At 43.0% G+C, this 18243-nt stretch carries 16 protein-coding genes and 1 pseudogene; 10 read left to right on the forward strand and 7 right to left on the reverse strand.

Annotated features, from left to right (window positions below; all coding sequences use genetic code 11):
* The first annotated feature begins 146 nt into the window (after positions 1-146).
* From I2494_RS01140 to I2494_RS01170, 7 genes are all read left to right on the forward strand, one after another.
* Positions 147-518 (forward strand): hypothetical protein, encoded by a 372-nt coding sequence (locus tag I2494_RS01140; RefSeq protein ID WP_218465790.1) that lies wholly within the window; start codon positions 147-149, stop codon positions 516-518.
* A gap of 189 nt (positions 519-707) precedes the next feature.
* A complete protein-coding gene (locus I2494_RS01145) occupies positions 708-1049 on the forward strand; it encodes a DUF1161 domain-containing protein (RefSeq protein WP_218465789.1) in 342 nt (113 codons plus the stop codon).
* A gap of 310 nt (positions 1050-1359) precedes the next feature.
* The gene (locus I2494_RS01150; RefSeq protein ID WP_218465788.1) at positions 1360-1884 is read left to right on the forward strand and encodes a hypothetical protein; all 525 of its coding nucleotides are present in this window, start codon (positions 1360-1362) and stop codon (positions 1882-1884) included.
* Positions 1885-2340: 456 nt separating this feature from the next.
* On the forward strand, positions 2341-3057 hold the full coding sequence (locus tag I2494_RS01155) for an ABC transporter permease (RefSeq protein WP_218465787.1): 717 nt from the start codon (positions 2341-2343) through the stop codon (positions 3055-3057).
* A 40-nt stretch (positions 3058-3097) separates the two neighbouring features.
* Complete coding sequence (locus tag I2494_RS01160) at positions 3098-4024, forward strand: glycine betaine ABC transporter substrate-binding protein (protein WP_407657849.1); 927 nt, start codon at positions 3098-3100, stop codon at positions 4022-4024.
* Between the two features lie 10 nt (positions 4025-4034).
* The gene (gene osmW, locus I2494_RS01165; protein WP_218466028.1) at positions 4035-4682 is read left to right on the forward strand and encodes an osmoprotectant ABC transporter permease OsmW; all 648 of its coding nucleotides are present in this window, start codon (positions 4035-4037) and stop codon (positions 4680-4682) included.
* The gene (locus tag I2494_RS01170; protein WP_218465785.1) at positions 4682-5821 is read left to right on the forward strand and encodes an osmoprotectant ABC transporter ATP-binding protein OsmV; all 1140 of its coding nucleotides are present in this window, start codon (positions 4682-4684) and stop codon (positions 5819-5821) included. The genes osmW and I2494_RS01170 overlap by 1 nt, the downstream gene beginning before the upstream one ends.
* Positions 5822-5888: 67 nt before the next feature.
* Here I2494_RS01170 and I2494_RS01175 read toward each other — a convergent pair whose 3' ends face one another.
* The 3 genes from I2494_RS01175 to mlc all read right to left on the reverse strand — a co-directional run bounded on the left by I2494_RS01175 (position 5889) and on the right by mlc (position 8911).
* Positions 5889-6635, reverse strand: a complete 747-nt coding sequence (locus tag I2494_RS01175; RefSeq protein WP_218465784.1) for an SDR family oxidoreductase — start codon at positions 6633-6635, stop codon at positions 5889-5891.
* A 126-nt stretch (positions 6636-6761) separates the two neighbouring features.
* Positions 6762-7433 carry a dethiobiotin synthase gene (gene bioD, locus I2494_RS01180; protein WP_218465783.1) on the reverse strand — a complete coding sequence of 224 codons (672 nt, stop codon included), beginning with the start codon at positions 7431-7433 and terminating at the stop codon, positions 6762-6764.
* A gap of 260 nt (positions 7434-7693) precedes the next feature.
* Positions 7694-8911, reverse strand: a complete 1218-nt coding sequence (gene mlc, locus I2494_RS01185) for a sugar metabolism global transcriptional regulator Mlc (protein WP_218465782.1) — start codon at positions 8909-8911, stop codon at positions 7694-7696.
* A 467-nt stretch (positions 8912-9378) separates the two neighbouring features.
* Here mlc and I2494_RS01190 point away from each other — a divergent pair.
* Positions 9379-10578: pseudogene (locus I2494_RS01190) on the forward strand (MFS transporter); the annotation flags it as partial.
* A gap of 10 nt (positions 10579-10588) precedes the next feature.
* Positions 10589-10726 carry a DUF2770 family protein gene (locus tag I2494_RS01195; protein WP_228350801.1) on the forward strand — a complete coding sequence of 46 codons (138 nt, stop codon included), beginning with the start codon at positions 10589-10591 and terminating at the stop codon, positions 10724-10726.
* Between the two features lie 58 nt (positions 10727-10784).
* On the opposite strand, the gene I2494_RS01200 is transcribed toward I2494_RS01195, so the two are convergent.
* The 4 genes from I2494_RS01200 to fumC all read right to left on the reverse strand — a co-directional run bounded on the left by I2494_RS01200 (position 10785) and on the right by fumC (position 16206).
* Entirely contained in the window at positions 10785-11933 is a 1149-nt protein-coding gene (locus I2494_RS01200; RefSeq protein ID WP_218465781.1) for a glycerate kinase, read from the reverse strand.
* A 7-nt stretch (positions 11934-11940) separates the two neighbouring features.
* Positions 11941-13206 (reverse strand): GntP family permease, encoded by a 1266-nt coding sequence (locus tag I2494_RS01205; RefSeq protein WP_228350802.1) that lies wholly within the window; start codon positions 13204-13206, stop codon positions 11941-11943.
* Between the two features lie 122 nt (positions 13207-13328).
* Positions 13329-14465, reverse strand: a complete 1137-nt coding sequence (locus tag I2494_RS01210) for a sugar diacid recognition domain-containing protein (protein WP_218465779.1) — start codon at positions 14463-14465, stop codon at positions 13329-13331.
* Between the two features lie 343 nt (positions 14466-14808).
* Entirely contained in the window at positions 14809-16206 is a 1398-nt protein-coding gene (fumC, locus tag I2494_RS01215; protein WP_218465778.1) for a class II fumarate hydratase, read from the reverse strand.
* Positions 16207-16471: 265 nt separating this feature from the next.
* Here fumC and I2494_RS01220 point away from each other — a divergent pair, with 265 nt between their 5' ends.
* On the forward strand, positions 16472-18013 hold the full coding sequence (locus I2494_RS01220; RefSeq protein ID WP_218465777.1) for a YdgA family protein: 1542 nt from the start codon (positions 16472-16474) through the stop codon (positions 18011-18013).
* Positions 18014-18243: the final 230 nt, after the last annotated feature.

An 18243-nucleotide genomic window follows, 5' to 3' on the forward strand; every position in this document is an offset into this window, starting at 1 on the left:
ACGTAAAATAATGCAGCCTGCGGGCTGCATTATTATTTCCAGCACCCTTCATTACCCACCTATTACAGCCATATCCTTTTCACTGATTTGACCTGATGGTAAGGTACAGGTATTGCAGAAATATTATGATTTTATAGGAATAAGGGATGCGTTGTTTTAATCATCAGGATGTTGAGGCTATTGGTACTTGTAAAGCCTGCCACAAAGGGTTATGCCCTGATTGTGCAAACGATCTGGGCCATGGTTTAGCTTGCGCAGGTAAACATGAAGAAGTTGTTGAAACTTACAATACGATTGTTCAAAGAAATGCCAAAGTCTATTCAGCGGCTCCTAAAAATATATTGATTGCCCCTATTTTTTATCTTTTTATGGGATTGGTATTTGCCTACTTTGGCTATAAAGACGGCAGTATGACGAATCTTCCATTTATCATGGGCGCTGGATTCATTGTTTTTGGCATCGTTATTTTTGTACGCAACTACTCGCTGTTTAAGTCGAATTCGAAAAACTCTGAATAACGCTACGATTGACTCTCCTTTCTGAACAGTAATAACCCGCCTGGCTTACTAGCGGGTTATTATTGCTAATGTCTTACAAAACCTGAAGAAGCTAGAAATTTAAAAAGATAATTTCTGCTAGAATGATTAAGTTATTGTCATCTATCTATCGAATAACCCATGTGTTATGCACAACCAGAGGAACGCTCGATGAAAAAATCTCTACTATTACTAACAGCCACTCTGCTGTTGACTCCATTAGCTACGTTTGCTGCCACTTGTGATGAAATTAAAGCTGAAATAGCCCAGAAAATTATAAACAATGGTGTACCTGAATCCGGATTTCAGCTAAGTGTGGTTCCTGTTGAGCAGGCAGAGCAAACGGGTGAAACTGTGGTTGGTAATTGCGAACAGGGCAAACAGAAGATCGTATACTCCAAACATCATGTCGCTGAAGCTACGCCAGTTGCATCCGATAATAGTATTTCAGAAAAAGCGCCTGTTGTAGAAGATACTGAACATCCGGATCTTCAGCCACAAACCCAACCGTAACCTAATGATTAATGCCCTCTATATTGAGGGCATTTTATTTAAAATATTGTTCTGTTCAATATATCTTAATTCTAATTTATATTGTCAATATATTATTTGATAAAATATTGAAAAATACATTGCAACTAATGTCTTTTAACTTCTCACTTACTCATTTTCAATAATATAAAATACATTATTATCAATGCATTGATTATTTTTTTATAAAGTGTGTTTGACATAAATTATGTTTAAATTATATTACCCGCGCACCTTAAATTGATTTAAGGCATGTTCATTTAAATAATTTATTTATAAGGATTTAGCCCGAATGTTTAAAAAGTTTATATTTACTACTTTAATTTCTGCGGTTTTTTTATTATCTGGTTGTTCTGAAGAATCAAAAGTAAAGGGAAATATATTAGATGGGAAAGCTGCCATCACATTCCCTGAAAACTTTTCCCTGATGTCAGATAGCCAGCTCCAGAAAAAATATCCAGCGGATAGTCGTCCTGGTGAAGCTTATCAGGCTGAGAATGGTAAAGTTACTTTTGCATTTAATTTGACTGAAAATAAAATTTCGGAAGATCAATTATCTCTGGCCAGTGAAGCGATGAAAGCTCAACTTGAAGAGTTTTCACCAGAATTAACTGAAGTGAAGATCAATGGTCATAAAGCAGTAATGATTGAAATGACAACTCCGGATCCAGATAGCGATGATCTTGAAATAAAGAATGTTATGTTGATTTCCAGCCTGAATGGAAAACTATTAATCAGTACATTTAATACGACATCTGATTTAGAAGAAAAATATCTTACTGTTGGTAAAAAAGCTTTAGAAACAATTTCTTATTAGAATTTACTTATAATTCCCCTCGTAATGTAGCAACCAAAAAACCCGGAAATACCTTGTTTCCGGGTTTTATATATCAGAATCTATTGATACTCAAAAATTTCTTCTTATTATTGCCTTAATGATTATTTGTTACGTTGTAACTTTTATGTTGTAAAAAAAGTTAAATTTCTTCTAACGCAGTGATAACAAGGGCTGTAGCGAAGAATACTATTAATTTCATATGAATTAATTCATCCGATAATTTGGCATTGGCTCAAACATGATGTTATACCTTTAAAGGTACGATGAGTTGAGGAAATGCTGTCTCTCATCTATAAATTAATATTTTTTGCTGAACACTTCCGAAATATTCAATGTTTTCTCTATTTTCGTTTAGCTAATACCCATTAGTGACGATTTTTTGTTGCCTGAAGAATTGCTCACTCGTAGTTCACTCTATCCTGGGGGATAATATATATGCATAAATCCGCGTTACTAAGACGCATCATGATAGGAGGCCTGCTGTTTATTGCGGTGCTTTCCCTACTGATTTACGGCATTGGTATGGATACGCTGAAACTTCACGCGGAAGATCTGACCTATCTCGGTAAGCAACATATGTTTCTTGTCGGATGTTCAATGTTTCTGGCGCTGATTGTTGGCTTACCCAGTGGTGTACTGCTTAGTCGCCCTTTTGCTCATCGTTGGGCAGAATCGGCTATGCAGATATTTAATGTTGGTAACACATTGCCGCCATTAGCGGTACTGGCGTTAGCCATGGTTGTTGTGGGTATCGGTGATAAACCCGCTATCTTTGCCCTTTTCCTTGCTTCATTGTTACCGATTGTTCGCAATACCTATTCAGGACTTCGTTCGATTCCACCTTCATTAATTGAAGCAGCCAACAGTATCGGCATGACACCCATGCAGCGCTTAATGAAAGTGGAATTACCCAATGCTTTACCTGTGATTATGTCCGGGGTTCGCGTTTCTGCCGCCATCAATGTGGGGACGGTTCCATTAACCTTCCTGATTGGCGCCAGCAGTTTTGGCGAGCTGATTTTTCCCGGAATTTATCTGAATAACTTCCCGTTGCTAATTCTTGGTGCTGCTGCAACCGCCATTATCGCTTTAGCTTTGGATACCCTTCTTGCTGGCCTCAGCTATGTGCTAAGCCCGCAACTGGTGAAATAAGTCAGATACATACATACCACAACAGATTTGGATAATTATGATTAAATTAAAACAACGATACCTACAATGGAGACGAACGGCGAAGTTTAGTGTACTCAGTGCACTGCTATTAACCAGCGTCACCGTTCACGCCGCCCCTTTGGTGCTGGCAAGTAAAAACTTTACTGAACAGCACATTCTTTCTGCCATTACTGTTCAATACCTGGCAACTAAAGGTATTAACGTTATCCCTAAAACAGACCTCGCTTCTACGATTATTCGTAATGCTATGCTGAATAAGCAGGTGGATATTGCCTGGGAATATACGGGTACTTCGCTAATCGTTTATAACCACATTCATGACGCCATGTCGGCAGAAGAAACCTACAATACGGTGAAAAAACTGGATGCTAAACAGGGTATTGTCTGGCTGGAACCGGCAAAAATGAATAACACATATGCCTTTGCCATGCAGCGTACTCGTGCAGAAAAAGAGAATATCAGCACCCTTTCACAACTGGTTGAACGCATTACGAAAATCCAGAAAACCGATGCTAAACATAACTGGATGGTAGCTTTTGATCCTGAATTTGTTAACCGTTCTGATGGCCTGAAACCTATGCAGGATACCTATCAGTTAAATCTGGAACGACCACAAATTCGTCAGATGGACCCCGGTTTGGTATATAACGCCATTCGTGATGGTTTTGTTGATGCGGGCCTGATTTATACCACCGATGGGCGGGTAAATGGCTTTGATCTGAAAGTACTTGAAGATGATAAAGGGTTCTTTCCAAGTTACGCTGTCACGCCCACCGTACGTGCAGAAGTTCTGAATGCTACACCAGAACTGGCGGATGCCCTGAATACCCTGTCCCGACTGTTAGATAATGATGTCATCTCGGCCCTGAACGCCAAAGTGGATATTGAACACCAATCCGCTGAACGGGTTGCCACTCAATTCTTAAAAGACAACGGTTTGCTTTAAGGAGGCAATGATGGAAACTCTTTCCTATATGTGGCAAGACGCTGGCTATATCGCGGGCTTAACCGCACAGCACATGCTTCTGGTGAGTATCGCCGTTGGACTGGCGATTATTATCGGTGTGCCACTGGGCATTCTGATTGTGCGTTATAAGTGGTTAGCAACACCCATACTGAGTCTGGCCACAGTGGCATTGACTATTCCTTCTATCGCTCTGTTTGGCCTGATGATCCCCGTTTTCTCAATTATTGGCCAGGGAATTGGCTTTGTTCCTGCGGTAACAGCAGTATTTTTATACTCTCTGCTACCCATTGTACGTAATACCCATATCGCGCTGAGTAATTTGCCTGGCGGGTTAAGAGAAGCGGGTCGTGGAATTGGTATGACATTCTGGCAGCGTTTGCGTTGGGTTGAAATCCCAATGTCTTTGCCTGTGATTTTTGGTGGTGTACGCACCGCTGTGGTAATGAATATCGGTGTTATGGCTATTGCAGCCGTTATTGGTGCCGGTGGATTAGGCCTGCTGTTATTGCATGGCATCAGTCGAAGCGACCCGCGTTTATTAATCGCCGGCGCGGTTATGATCAGCCTGTTGGCGATCGCGATGGACTGGTTATTACACCGTTTACAAATTGCCCTGACGCCTAAAGGAATTCGATAATGATTAAATTAGAAAATCTGACAAAACAGTTTAAACAAAAAAGTGGTAAGGCATTTAACGCCGTAGATAACATTAATTTGCATGTTCCTGCCGGTGAAATGTGCGTTCTGCTGGGGCCCTCCGGCTGTGGTAAAACCACGACGCTGAAAATGATCAACCGCCTGATTACGCCTAGCAGCGGCCGTATTTTAATTAATGGCGAAGACACTTCAGGGTTAGATACTGTTACCCTGCGTCGTAAAATTGGTTATGTAATCCAACAAATCGGTCTGTTTCCTAATATGACCATTGAGGAAAATATTACTATTGTACCGCGTATGCTGGGTTGGGATAAAAAGGCCTGTAAAGAGCGCGCCAGTGAGCTAATGGATATGGTCGCACTTGATCCAAAACGTTTTCTTAAACGTTATCCAGAAGAGATGTCCGGTGGTCAACAGCAACGTATCGGTGTTATTCGTGCACTGGCTGCGGATCCTCCGGTGTTACTGATGGATGAGCCTTTTGGTGCCGTTGACCCGATTAACCGTGAGTCTATTCAAAACGAGTTCCAGGAGATGCAACGTAAGCTGAAAAAAACCGTTATTCTGGTCAGTCATGATATTGATGAAGCACTTAAACTGGGCGATCGTATTGCTATCTTCCGTCAGGGAAAAATTGTTCAGTTCGCTACACCAGATGAATTACTGGCTAAACCTTCTGATGAGTTTGTTGGGTCGTTCGTTGGTCAGGATCGTACCTTAAAACGCCTGCTGTTAGTTCAGGCCGGTGATGTTACTGATATGCAAGAAACCTTAACCGTTCGCCGCTCTACGCCATTAAGTGAAGCGTTTACCATTATGGATGACAATGATATGCGATCTATTATTGTGGTAAATGATGATGAAAAACCATTAGGCTTTATCAAGCGTCGTGAAGCTCGCGGTGCCGAAGGTTTGTGTGGTGAATTAACTCACCCGATCACCATTACTGCCAGAGCAGAAGATAACCTGCGAGTAGTATTGTCAAAACTTTATGAGCACAACCTGGTATGGATGCCAATTGTGGATGAAGAAGGACGGTATAGCGGTGAGATCTCTCAGGATTATATTGCCAGTTATCTGAGTTCCGGGCGTACCAAGCGGAAGATTTCCGCGACTTAAGCGATATTGCCACTAATCTTTAATCTTAAAAGCGCCGAACAGGCGCTTTTATATTTGGATTAAATGACTAATCTTTCGTAACTTTCAACGGTGAGAAGCTTTGCGCCACTGGCATTAACTCAATGCGGTTAACGTTTACATGGGCTGGTTGAGTGGCAATCCAGTATACGGTTTCGGCAATATCGGTCGCGGTTAGTGGTTGGACGTTTTCATACAGGCTGGCCGCTTTGGCATCATCCCCTTTAAAACGTACATTAGAGAATTCAGTGGTGCCGCATAACCCTGGTTCAACGTCCGTCACACGAATGGCAGTTCCCGCCAGATCGGCTCTCAGATTAAGGCTAAATTGCTTCACAAAAGCTTTGGTTGCGCCATATACGTTTCCGCCCGGATATGGATATGTTCCGGCGATTGAGCCAATGTTAATCACGTGGCCACGATTCTGTTCAACCATTTGCGGTAGAATGGCATGAGTAACTGATGCCAGTGCCGTCACGTTAGTATTAATCATGGTGCTCCAGTCGCTGAAATCCGCTTTATTAGCAGGTTCCAGGCCTAATGCTAAACCCGCATTGTTCACCAACAGATCAATATTTTTAAACGCAGCCGGCAGTGTATTTAATGTAGCCAGTAGTTTTTCACGATCGCAAACGTCTAATTCAACGGGAAGAAACTTATCGCCCAGTTCATTTTTGAGCTGCTGAAGACGCTCCGCACGGCGTGCTACACCAATTACATGGTGGCCCTGAGTAACAAATTTTCTGACAATCGCCTGACCAAATCCTGCAGATGCACCGGTAACAAAAACAACCATTACATTTCCCCTTGCCTGTTTGTATATAAGAAAACCTTTTGGCTACTGGTAAGCCAAAAGGAGAGGACTCAATTTCTGCCTCACATTTCCATCATCGTTGATTAATGAGATGACAGCAATGCAATATCAGCTGTTTTTTATGCGGCTCAGATCGATAAAACTGGTTAAGTCTCGTTCTTCTGGTCGGGAGAGATACGGCAGTTCACCAATCAATGGTGCAGGAATATTCTGTTTAAGCGCTTCGATGGTTTCTGCATAATAGGCTAAACCGGGATTGATTCGATTTGCTACCCATCCCGCAATCTTCAGTCCATCACGAGTAATGGCTTCAGCCGTCAAAATTGCATGATTAATGCAACCAAGCTGAATGCCCACCACTAAAATAACCGGAAGCTTTTCTTCAATCACCCAGTCAGAAATAGGACGCATACCGTTCAACAGGAAACGCCAGCCGCCAGTACCTTCAACAATCACAGCATCAGACTGTGATTGAAGATGGCTCAATCCCCGGGAAAGACGCGCATAATCCATTGGACTGTCGCTATAAGTTAACGCCGCATGATCTTCAATGATTACCGGATTAACTTCATCATAAGAAACACTGATAGATGAGGAGGATTGGAGAATCATGGCATCATGATTTCGCGCCCCCTCATCGGTCGTGTGGGAAGCAATTGCGATAGGTTTATACCCTACAGCACGCTTTCCTTGTTTAATAAACGATTGTAACAGAGCCCGTGAAATGACGGTTTTGCCCACTTCAGTACAAGTACCGGTTACAAAAAATCGATTCGGCATAAAAGTTATTGCTCCGAAACCTTCTAAATAAATGGTTGATTCGTATCAAATGCCGGGTCGCTAAAACGGAATAAGCAACAAATAGATAATAGAATTCATAAGCAGTGATATTCATCTCAGGATCAAAAGTCTAGGCTAAGGCCTGATTGAATAGATTGCGTTAGCTCAAGATTTGCTAAAACAGCTGATATCTTTTTTAAAAAACAAAGCGTTATACTTATTTAGAGGTAAATAATGGAAGTTTAAGTTTTTAAAGCAGATTATCCCTGAAGAAGCTTAACCAGTAGAGAGCCATTGTATAGCGCCATCTTCACCAAAGCCGCCCCAGGCATGGTTCCTACATTCACAAAGTGAGTTGGGGCAATACGGATATCCGCCCGGTACTGCGGTAAAGATTGTTGATGAATACTCTGCTCTATTGCCGGATAGAGCGTGCCAGAAGAGGCATTTAACGGCGAACCAATGATGATCTTTTCCGGGTTAAAGATATTAACCATCACTGCAGCGATATGTCCGATGCTTTCCCCAACATAACAGATGATCTCTCTGGCTAACTTATCGCCTTTGTTAGCCGCATCGCATAAATTTTCAATGGTAACCGGTGAGAAATTAAGCATAGAGTCGGGATGAGAAGGCAACAGCTGTCGAGTTCTCTCCAGAATATTACTCATGCTGGCGATAGTCTCCAGACAGCCATGATTTCCGCAATAGCAAGCTTTCCCCTTTGGATCTACCTGAGTGTGCCCTATCTCAATTCGGCGACTGGAGTCTGCATGAAGAATTCGTCCATCGGTAATAACAGAAGCGCCCACCACATCATCAATAACGATCTGAATGACATTTTGACAGCCAAATGCCGCACCATACAATGCTTCACTGATGGCCCAGGCAGAGACATCCTGTTGTACATATACCGGTAAGCCGGTTCTTTTGCTGAGCATGGGGCCTAACGGGACATTTTCTTCATTGTAGAATGGCATTTTGTGTACCACACCCGCAGTCGCATCGATGATGCCCGGCATAGTAATGGCAATAGCCGTCAGACGCTCCAGCAGTTTCTGATGGCGGGTAAAAAAAGATTCTATTTGATAGATAAAGCGTTCCAGCCAGGAGCTGTTTTCATCGATGGGAAAATCAATTTGCTCTTCAATAATTAACTGATTGCTTAGGTCTCTTAAAGCCAGCGTCAGATAACCATAATGAACACGGCCACTTAAATAGTGCCATGCCTGAGTATCCAGTTCGACACCGACTGCCGGGCGACCACGACTCCCCGCTTCACTGAATTCAGTCTCTTTAACCAAATGGGCATCATACAATTCACGAACGATCTTAGTGATGCTGGCTGGCGCCAGATGGGAGAGTTTAGACAAATCAATACGTGATACAGGACCATACTGATCGATAAGTCGATATACCGCGCCAGTATTGGTCTGTTTGATGTGGTCAATGTGGCCCGGCTGCCCTTCTCTATTCACGTTGTTGCCTCTGAATACAGCTGATTAAATCTTTTGGAATATATTACCCTGCTATCGGAATTTATATGTGTTGCAATATATAATAAAATCAATACGATTTAACCGACAACGTCAGGCAGATTAACAGGATTCGTTTTTATTTCTATCATTTAAGCCATTGTTTACTGCTAACTGGTTCTTATTTATTCAACCTGCGATGATGACAGCAATAAAATTGGCATTTTCCGGCTAATATCATAAATGGATTTCGATTATCGTTTACCCGACAATATTTGTCACCAACGTATAGTTTTAATTTCCTGATTATTGCCAGTTATGGCTGAGGAATCATCGTGGCACAGCATAAGCCCGAGCCGACAAATCTGGCAGAGACTTCTGCCGATGAGGCAGCCCCTGAACCTGATTTAAACACCTTGCCGGTTTCTAATCCCGTCACTAAAGTAAAAATGTCGCGTTCCCGTTCTCCTTTTATCGTCAGGGGAACCGCTGATTTTATGAAGGTCACTGCGGCGATGTTTTCTGCCGGTCTGGCAACCTTTGCCCTGCTTTATTGTGTTCAGCCGATTTTACCCATACTTTCCCATGATTTTGGCATTTCGCCGGCCAGTAGCAGTTTATCATTATCGGTTTCCACCGCTATGTTGGCGGTAGGTTTACTGTTTACCGGGCCTATATCTGATGCTGTGGGACGTAAGCCGGTGATGGTAGTTGCCCTGATGCTGGCTGCCACGCTAACAATTGCCAGTTCATTAACCACCAGTTGGCACGGTATTTTAATCATGCGAGCGTTGGTTGGCCTGGCATTAAGCGGAGTGGCTGCGGTTGCGATGACCTACCTTAGCGAAGAGATTGACCCAATGTTTGTCGCTTTCGCTATGGGGCTATATATCAGCGGTAACTCTATTGGTGGTATGAGTGGGCGGCTTATCAGCGGCGTGATGACAGACCTGTTCTCATGGCGAATTACGCTGGGTAGCATTGGCTGTATTGCCCTGATTGCGGCTATTGTCTTTTGGCGTATATTGCCTCCTTCTGGTCACTTTCGCCCCTCATCTCTGCGCCCCCGAACCTTGTTAATAAACTTTCGTTTACACTGGCATGACCGTGGCCTGCCTCTGCTGTTTGCTGAGGGCTTTTTATTAATGGGGGCGTTTGTTACGCTATTTAACTACATCGGCTATCGTCTGATGGAACCTCCTTACTATATCAGTCAGGCATTTATTGGCTTACTCTCTCTGGTTTACCTGACGGGTACCCTTAGTTCTCCTAAAGCCGGTTCTTTGAGCGTAAAATATGGTCGTGGCCCGGTATTTCTCTGCTCTGTCGCACTGATGTTATTAGGGCTATGTATTAGTCTGTTTTCATCAATCTGGCTTATCTTTATTGGTATGCTGATCTTTACTCCCGGTTTTTTTGCCGCACACTCCATCGCCAGCAGTTGGATTGGCCACCGGGCTAAACGAGCCAAAGGTCAGGCATCAGCACTGTATTTGTTTTTCTACTATGTCGGTTCCAGCATCGCCGGAACCTTAGGTGGTTTTTTCTGGCATAACTATGGCTGGACTGGATTAGTTATATTTCTCGCCGGAATGTTACTTTGTGCCCTGTTTATCGGGCGTTATCTTGCTCGTTTGCCGGAAGCATCAGCAAAACCGAAAAGCCACTAAAGAGGTTAAGGTGAAAGAAAAGAAAGACCTGATATCACGCATTATTGAGGCAGTGATGAATAATATTCGGGAACATATGATGATTTATATCGTTATTTGGATCATTGTTCTGTTGCTGGATATCTATTATGTCTGGTTTTATGAGTAATTGATTTTATTTACATAAATAAAGGAGCCCGCAGGCTCCTTTATTACGTGTATCCCTGTTAATTTTTGGGGGATATTTGAGCCATTTTCCAGATACTGGCTATATTCCTTGCTGTAATTTTCAGATTATCTTCTGCTTGCTGCAAAGCGTCCGGCAATGAACCCACCCGGGTAAGCACAGAGAACACCGCATCCAGACCATGATCATGTACCACCTGATGATCCGGAGTTAATCCTCCGGCCAGTGCAATAACCGGTTTATTAAAGCGTTTAGCTGAACGCGCCACACCAATTGGCGTTTTACCATGAATACTCTGGCTATCAATACGTCCTTCGCCGGTAATGACCAGATCCGCGCCTTCTAACAGATGCTCCAGATCTAATGCTTTGATAACAATATCTATACCCGGTTTAAGTTCTGCATTTAATAACCCCAATAACGCCGCGCCCATTCCACCTGCGGCACCGGCCCCCGCTGCATTTAATACTGAATTTCCCGTCACTTTCTCAATCAATAAACCATAAGAGAATAGTGCCGCATCCAGCGTTTTAACCATTTCTGGTGTAGCCCCTTTTTGCGGGCCAAATATTGCCGATGCGCCGGATGGCCCACACAGTGGATTATTAACATCACAAGCCACGGTAATGGTTACGTCAGCTAAACGAGGGTCTAATCCACTTACATCAATGTCAGCCAGATTACTCAGGGCTCCGCCACCAACATTGAGTGAATTGCCCTGAGCATCTTTAAATTGTACGCCAAGAGCCTGCATCATACCCGCGCCACCATCGTTAGTCGCGCTGCCACCTATCCCGAGGATAATATGTTTAACACCTAACGCCAACGCCGCCAGAACTAACTCTCCGGTACCCTGACTGGTGGTCAATAAGGGATTGCGTAATTCAGGTGGAACATGATGAAGCCCGGATGCAGCCGCCATTTCGATTACCGCGGTTTTACCATCGCCCATCAATCCCCAATAGCCATCAACCGGTTGACCCAATGGGCCGGTGACCGATTGTCTAAAATACTGCCCACCGGTCGCTTCAACCATAGAAACAACCGTTCCTTCACCGCCGTCTGCCATGGGGACTTTAATATATTCAGCATCAGGATAAATTTCATGAAATCCCTGCTGAATTGCAGTAGCGACCTGCATAGCAGACAAGCTTTCCTTAAAAGAGTCGGGTGCGATTACAATTTTCATATTAGCTCTATCCTGCCAGTCCAAACACACCAAACATCAATGTAGAAACAATAGCGATAGTTAATCCAATCACCGTTTCGTAAGGTAATAACTTAAGGCGTTCTCTGATTTGCATATTTACGCTTCCGCCAGTGGCATGGAAAAAACTACCGTGCGGTAAGTGATCAAGTACCGTGGCACCGGCATGGATCATGGCTGCACCGGCTAATGCACTCACACCCAGTTCCAATAAAGTATGGCTGAATACACCGGAAGCCACAGCGGTACCCGCGGTAGTTGATGCGGTTGCCATTGACATGATGGCACCTGAGATTGGCGCTAACAGATAAGGGGGTAAACCGGAAGCGGTAAGCCCATCAATAAGCACTTCTTTTAAACCTGAATTACCAATGATGCCAGCCAGCGTTCCTGTTCCTAACAGCATGATGGCGACAGGAGCCATACGGTTTAAACCGGCTATCATAAACGTATTACTTTGTTTAATTCGCCCCATCATTAACGCACCCACTAATCCACCAACCGGTAGAGCAATTAATGGATCAATGGAGATACCGGCAAGAGGACGCAGTGATAACAAAGCAATAGCAACTAAAGGAGCACTGATAGCCGCTAAAAAGCCCGGTTGACTTCCAGCCTGATGAGAGATCACCTCATGAGATTCAACTTTGCTGCCTTTATTAACCAGACGCTTCGCCAGAAAGTAAGCTACGATAAGACCAAAAATTCCTGGCACAATACCCGCCATCATGACCGAGGTTAGCGGCACGTTAAATGCATCGGCAGCAGCAATAGAATTGGGATTGGGTGACATCACATTACCCGCTTTACCACCACCAATCATAGCCAGCAGAATAGCCATTTTTGACAGGTCAGCTCGTTGGGCAATGGAAAGTGCAATTGGCGCAACGGTAATCACCGCTACATCAATAAATACGCCAACGGCGGTTAATAACATGGTCGCGATGGCCAACGCTAATAGTGCCCGGGTTTCCCCAACTTTACGCACGACGGTTTCCGCAATGGTGTTTGCCGCGCCTGATTCAATTAATACCCCAGCCAGCACGCCAGCGGCCAGAATCCGTAATACGGCGTTAGTTATACCTTGTGCACCGGTCACCATTAACGTAACTGTTTGAACCAAATCGGCGCCGCCAATTAAACCACCAACCAAAGCACCAATCATCATGCTATAAGCCGGTGAGACTTTTCTTAATATCAGAACGATGGCAACCACTAAAGCCGCTATCGCCCCTATTGCAGAGACGGTTGTCATTATTATTCTCCATAAGTAAGGTACTGGGATAATAGATACTGTCTGTGAAACCGAATTTAATCTTGAGACATCCAGCTAAATAGCTGGATGATTTGATTGAAGAAGTTGTAGAAATATACAAACTAGCTTTGCAATTTCATGCCAATGTAAAGCCAGGCGGCTTGTTGCATATCATTGATCTTCAATGCAGTTATCTCTTCGATTCGCTGTAATCGATAGCGCAACGTATTGATATGGATATACAGACTTGCTGCGGTTTGAGAAGGATCACAATTCTGTTCGAAATACTGCTTCAGCGTGGTTTGTAAAATGCCTTTGCTATCCTGAGCCACTAGCTTTAACCATACTCTTGATAGTTCCTGCGCCTGCCAGCTATCGGCTAAACCGCCTAATAGTGCGGGTAATGCGTGATCCGAATAGAACACATATTTATTTTTGAGTTTCAAACGCTGAGCCATCGCCTGTGTAGCTTTAGCCGTTTGATAAGAACGCCTGATGCCACCTTCTCCGGCAAAATAGCCTCCGACTGTCATACGGAAGAATCCTGCTGACTCAATCTGCCCTCTGAAGCGTTGTAGCTCGGCCATCTCTTGTTGAGGATCCCACTCTCCTTGCCTGAGATTAATGGGTTTCAATACCACCAGTTCATTGAAGTCGGTAAAAGTAACCAAATGGTCACGCGCGCTGTATTCGAAAAAATCAATCAGGTTACGTAATACCTCGCTGTCTGGTTGATGTAATTCCACGATCACGACTACTCTGGGCTGCAATAGATTGACCCCAAGATAAGAGACCATTGAATTTAACGATGCTGAATAAACATCTTGTAAAATAAGCTGGTTAACCAGCTCTTCCCGATAGCGTTTATCCCACTGCTTTTGTTCCAGTAATGCCATCTGTTCAATAATTAACTCAGCGGCCATTTTAACAAGTTCCGCGTAAGCTCTGACTTCCGAAGGCTCTCCGGATATCCCCAGAACACCAATCAATTGATCCTGAAAACTGATGGGCAAATTTATGCCTGGTTTAACCCCTTTCAACTGACTGGCAGTGGCATTATCAATTTCCACAATACGATTTTCAGTCAACGCTAATATGGCCCCCTCATGGCGCTGATGAATTCGGGTTGGCTCACCGGATGCAATGATTACCCCATGCTCATCCATAACATTAACGGAGTAGTGAATAATACTCATAGTGCGCTGCACAATCTGGCGCGCGGTAGAATCTTTAAGGTAATTGGATCGAATAATGTGCATTTAAGTCTCTCAGAACTAATTCTGGTAAAACAAACTGTTATGACACTGACTGGGATGTCTCTGTTTATTAACGAATAAGAACATTAATGTCTTGGTTTAAAAAACAAAAATAGCATTGAAATGGCACGGTATATTGTTGTTTTACACAAAAATAATGATTATAAATTCAACAATTAGTTGCTAATCCCTTGTAGTTCATTGAAAAAGTATCATTTTGTTTTCGAGGAAGGCTCTGGAGGGATGCGGCTCACGAATTAGCTAATTATTTCTGGCACTAAAAAATCCGTAATCACTTAAATATGATTACGGATTTTAAAATCATTGTTTCGTTAGTAAAGCAACCTTATTTCTTCATGCTGCCAACCATATCTTCTGGTTTGACCCACTCATCAAATTGCACCTCGGTCAGATAACCTAACTTCAGTGCCGATGCTTTCAAAGTGAGATCTTCTTTATGGGCCTTTTTCGCGATTTCAGCGGCTTTGTCATAGCCAATATGAGTATTAAGTGCCGTTACCAGCATCAATGATTCATTCAGTAATTGAGATATTCGTTTTCTGTTTGGTTCAATACCAATGGCACAATGCTGATTGAAACTGTTCATGCCATCCGCCAGTAAACGAACTGACTGCAGAAAGTTATCAATAATCATTGGGCGATAAACGTTTAACTCGAAATTACCGGATGCTCCACCAATATTAATCGCCACATCATTACCCATTACCTGAGCACATAGCATGGTAAGCGCTTCACACTGGGTTGGATTAACTTTGCCCGGCATAATTGAGCTACCTGGTTCATTTTCCGGAATAGCAATTTCACCAATACCACAACGGGGGCCAGAAGCCAGCCAGCGTACATCGTTAGCAATTTTCATCAGTGAGGCGGCCAACCCTTTTAATGCACCATGAGAATGAACAAGCGCATCACAGGTTGCCAATGCTTCAAATTTATTTGGAGAAGTAACAAACGGCTGTCCGGTTAATGAGGCCAGCTCTTTCGCAACCCGAACGGCATATTCCGGGTGGGTATTCAGTCCGGTACCAACGGCGGTTCCACCTAAAGCCAGTTCACTGAGATGCGGTATCGAATTTTCAATGTGCTTGATGTTATATGACAGCATTGCTGCCCAACCTGAAATCTCCTGTCCTAGCGTTAGCGGTGTTGCATCCTGCAAATGGGTGCGGCCAATTTTGACGATATCGTGAAATGCTTCGGATTTATCGGCTAAAACTTTATGTAATGCTTTCAGCTCCGGTAATAAATGGCTACGTACCGCAATCACCGCCGCAACGTGCATTCCGGTTGGAAATACATCGTTAGAGCTCTGACTTTTATTTACATCATCATTAGGGTGAACTAAACGATCGTTTCCCCGCTTACCGCCTAAAATTTCACTGGCGCGATTGGCGAGCACTTCGTTCATATTCATATTGGTTTGAGTACCGGAACCGGTTTGCCAAATAGAAAGAGGAAACTCATTGCTATGTTTATCAGCCAGCACTTCATCGGCTGCACTGATAATGGCCTGACCTTTCTTCTCATCCAATAATCCTAATTGCATATTAACCGTAGCAGCCGCGCGCTTCACCTGGGCCAAAGCATGAATTAACGCCTTAGGCATTTTCTCCTGAGAGATACGGAAATGCTCCAGTGAACGCTGAGTTTGTGCGCCCCAAAGGCTGTTTTCAGGTACTTCAATCGGGCCCATTGAATCTTTTTCTGTACGCATAGCAACCATGAGTTTCTCCTGATTTCTGGTCAATAAAGATGTTAATAAACGGTAACAATCATCTCATAATGCTATCAAGGAATATGTGACATTCCACTGTTTAATGAAGATGAGAATCATTAATATTATTTAACTATATGTAAAATCTTTTTAACTATTGTTGCTTATAGACTGTCTTTCAGCAGACAATCAGCACTTACTTTAGTTAGTCATGAGTATAGTTACGCGCTGATATTGTAAGTCGTTAACGACAAAGGAACAGGATGAACGAACGATGAAAAAATCGATAGTTGCAGTTGGTGTATTAGTCGTACTGGGTGGTGCCTGGGTTGGTGGCGCATGGTATACCGGAAAAATGATCCAGGATCAGGTAAATAGATCCATTGTTGATGCCCAAGCCTACATTGATAAAAATGCTCCTGAATATCAGGCAAAACTTTCTGTTGCTGATTATCAACGTGGTATTTTCTCTTCCACCATTAATTATCAGTTTGAAATGATCGATCAAACCAGCGATCAAGGCCCGCAGAAAGATAGCGTAACCATCCATCAGCAAGTCAGCCATGGCCCTTTCCCACTGGCAAAATTTAGTTTAATTCCTAAACTGGCTTACTCAAAAACCGAGCTGGTGAAGCAAGACTCGCTGAATGAGCTATTTGAAATGGCCGGTGGTAAGTCCCCTCTCTCCGTTGATATTTTGACCTCTTATAGCGGCAGTTCTGATCTGAAGTTAGTGCTGGAACCGTTAACCGGAAAAAATGCTGATGCATTCAAATTCAGTGGATTAACTGTTGATGGTGTGGCTAAGGTTATTAAAGGCGAAGAAGCAGTTACCCTGACCAGTTCTCCGTTTGAATTAACCGATGAAGGTCGTACGGTGTCATACGACAGCGCTAAGATTGATGTGACCCAAAATAAAGCCCAGGAGTATCAGGCAACGGCCAGCGTTGGTAAATTTATTATTGCAGAGACAGATGTAGACCAGTTAGTGATGGATGGTCTGACAATAAAAAGCAACGGTAAAATTGGTAAATTCGATCTTGGCGTAGGCGTCAGCGATATTGAACTGAAAAACGTTACTTATACCGTTAAGCAACAGCCAAAATTGGTTATCAATAATCTCCTGATTTCCAGCAATGCACAGGAAACCGATAAGTTTATTAATCAGGTGGTTGATACCACTATCGGTCAAATGAGCATCGAGGGGAAGAACATTGGTTCTGGCAGTCTGAAACTCAAGCTGGATCAGTTTGATGGCAAAGCACTGCAATACCTGAATCAAAACTCAAACCAACTAACTTACCTGTTCCTTGGTATACCTGCTGAAGAGTCAGCCGAACAGGCCGGTAACATGATGATGAATAACCTGATGGCTTTCCTTGACGCTAATCCGGTAATCAGCATCGCGCCTTTTATCTGGAAAAATGATAAAGGTGAAAGTCAGGTTGATATGTCTTTGACCATGATGAAACCCGATCCGCAAAATATGGCGATGGAAGATATGTCTCAGTTGCTGATAAGTTCAATTAAATCATTTAGCAGCAGCAGTAAACTTTCTATCCCTATGCTGAATGAGCAAGTCAAAATTAGTCATGAGATATCTGATGGCCTTTCTGCTGAAGAAGCTCAAGCTCAGGCAACAGAATCTGTTCAACAAATGGTTAGCCTTGGACTGGCACAAAAGATGATCAGCAAATTAGATGACAACACCATTACCAGCAGCTTTAACTATGCTGATGGTGTGATTGATCTGAATGGACAGAAAATGCCGGCTGAACAGTTCATCAATTTATTTATGATGTCTGGCATGGAATAGTTCATATAATAATCGAACAGCAATAAATAAACGTTTCCGCTTGAAATAATTTGTTTCCAGCGGAAACGTATCAGCAAATAAGTATTTAATAAGCTTTAGCAAAAATACCTTTTTACAATCAAAAAATTAAATGAAATTCTGTTTCAATTTCATTTGCCCTCAGCCAGTTTTTCACAAACTTTCTCCAGCATTTTCACTATTGTTAACCTCGCTTTCCTGTGATAAACACC

This window comes from Limnobaculum allomyrinae (genome assembly GCF_016649425.1).
GTDB lineage: Bacteria > Pseudomonadota > Gammaproteobacteria > Enterobacterales > Enterobacteriaceae > Limnobaculum > Limnobaculum allomyrinae.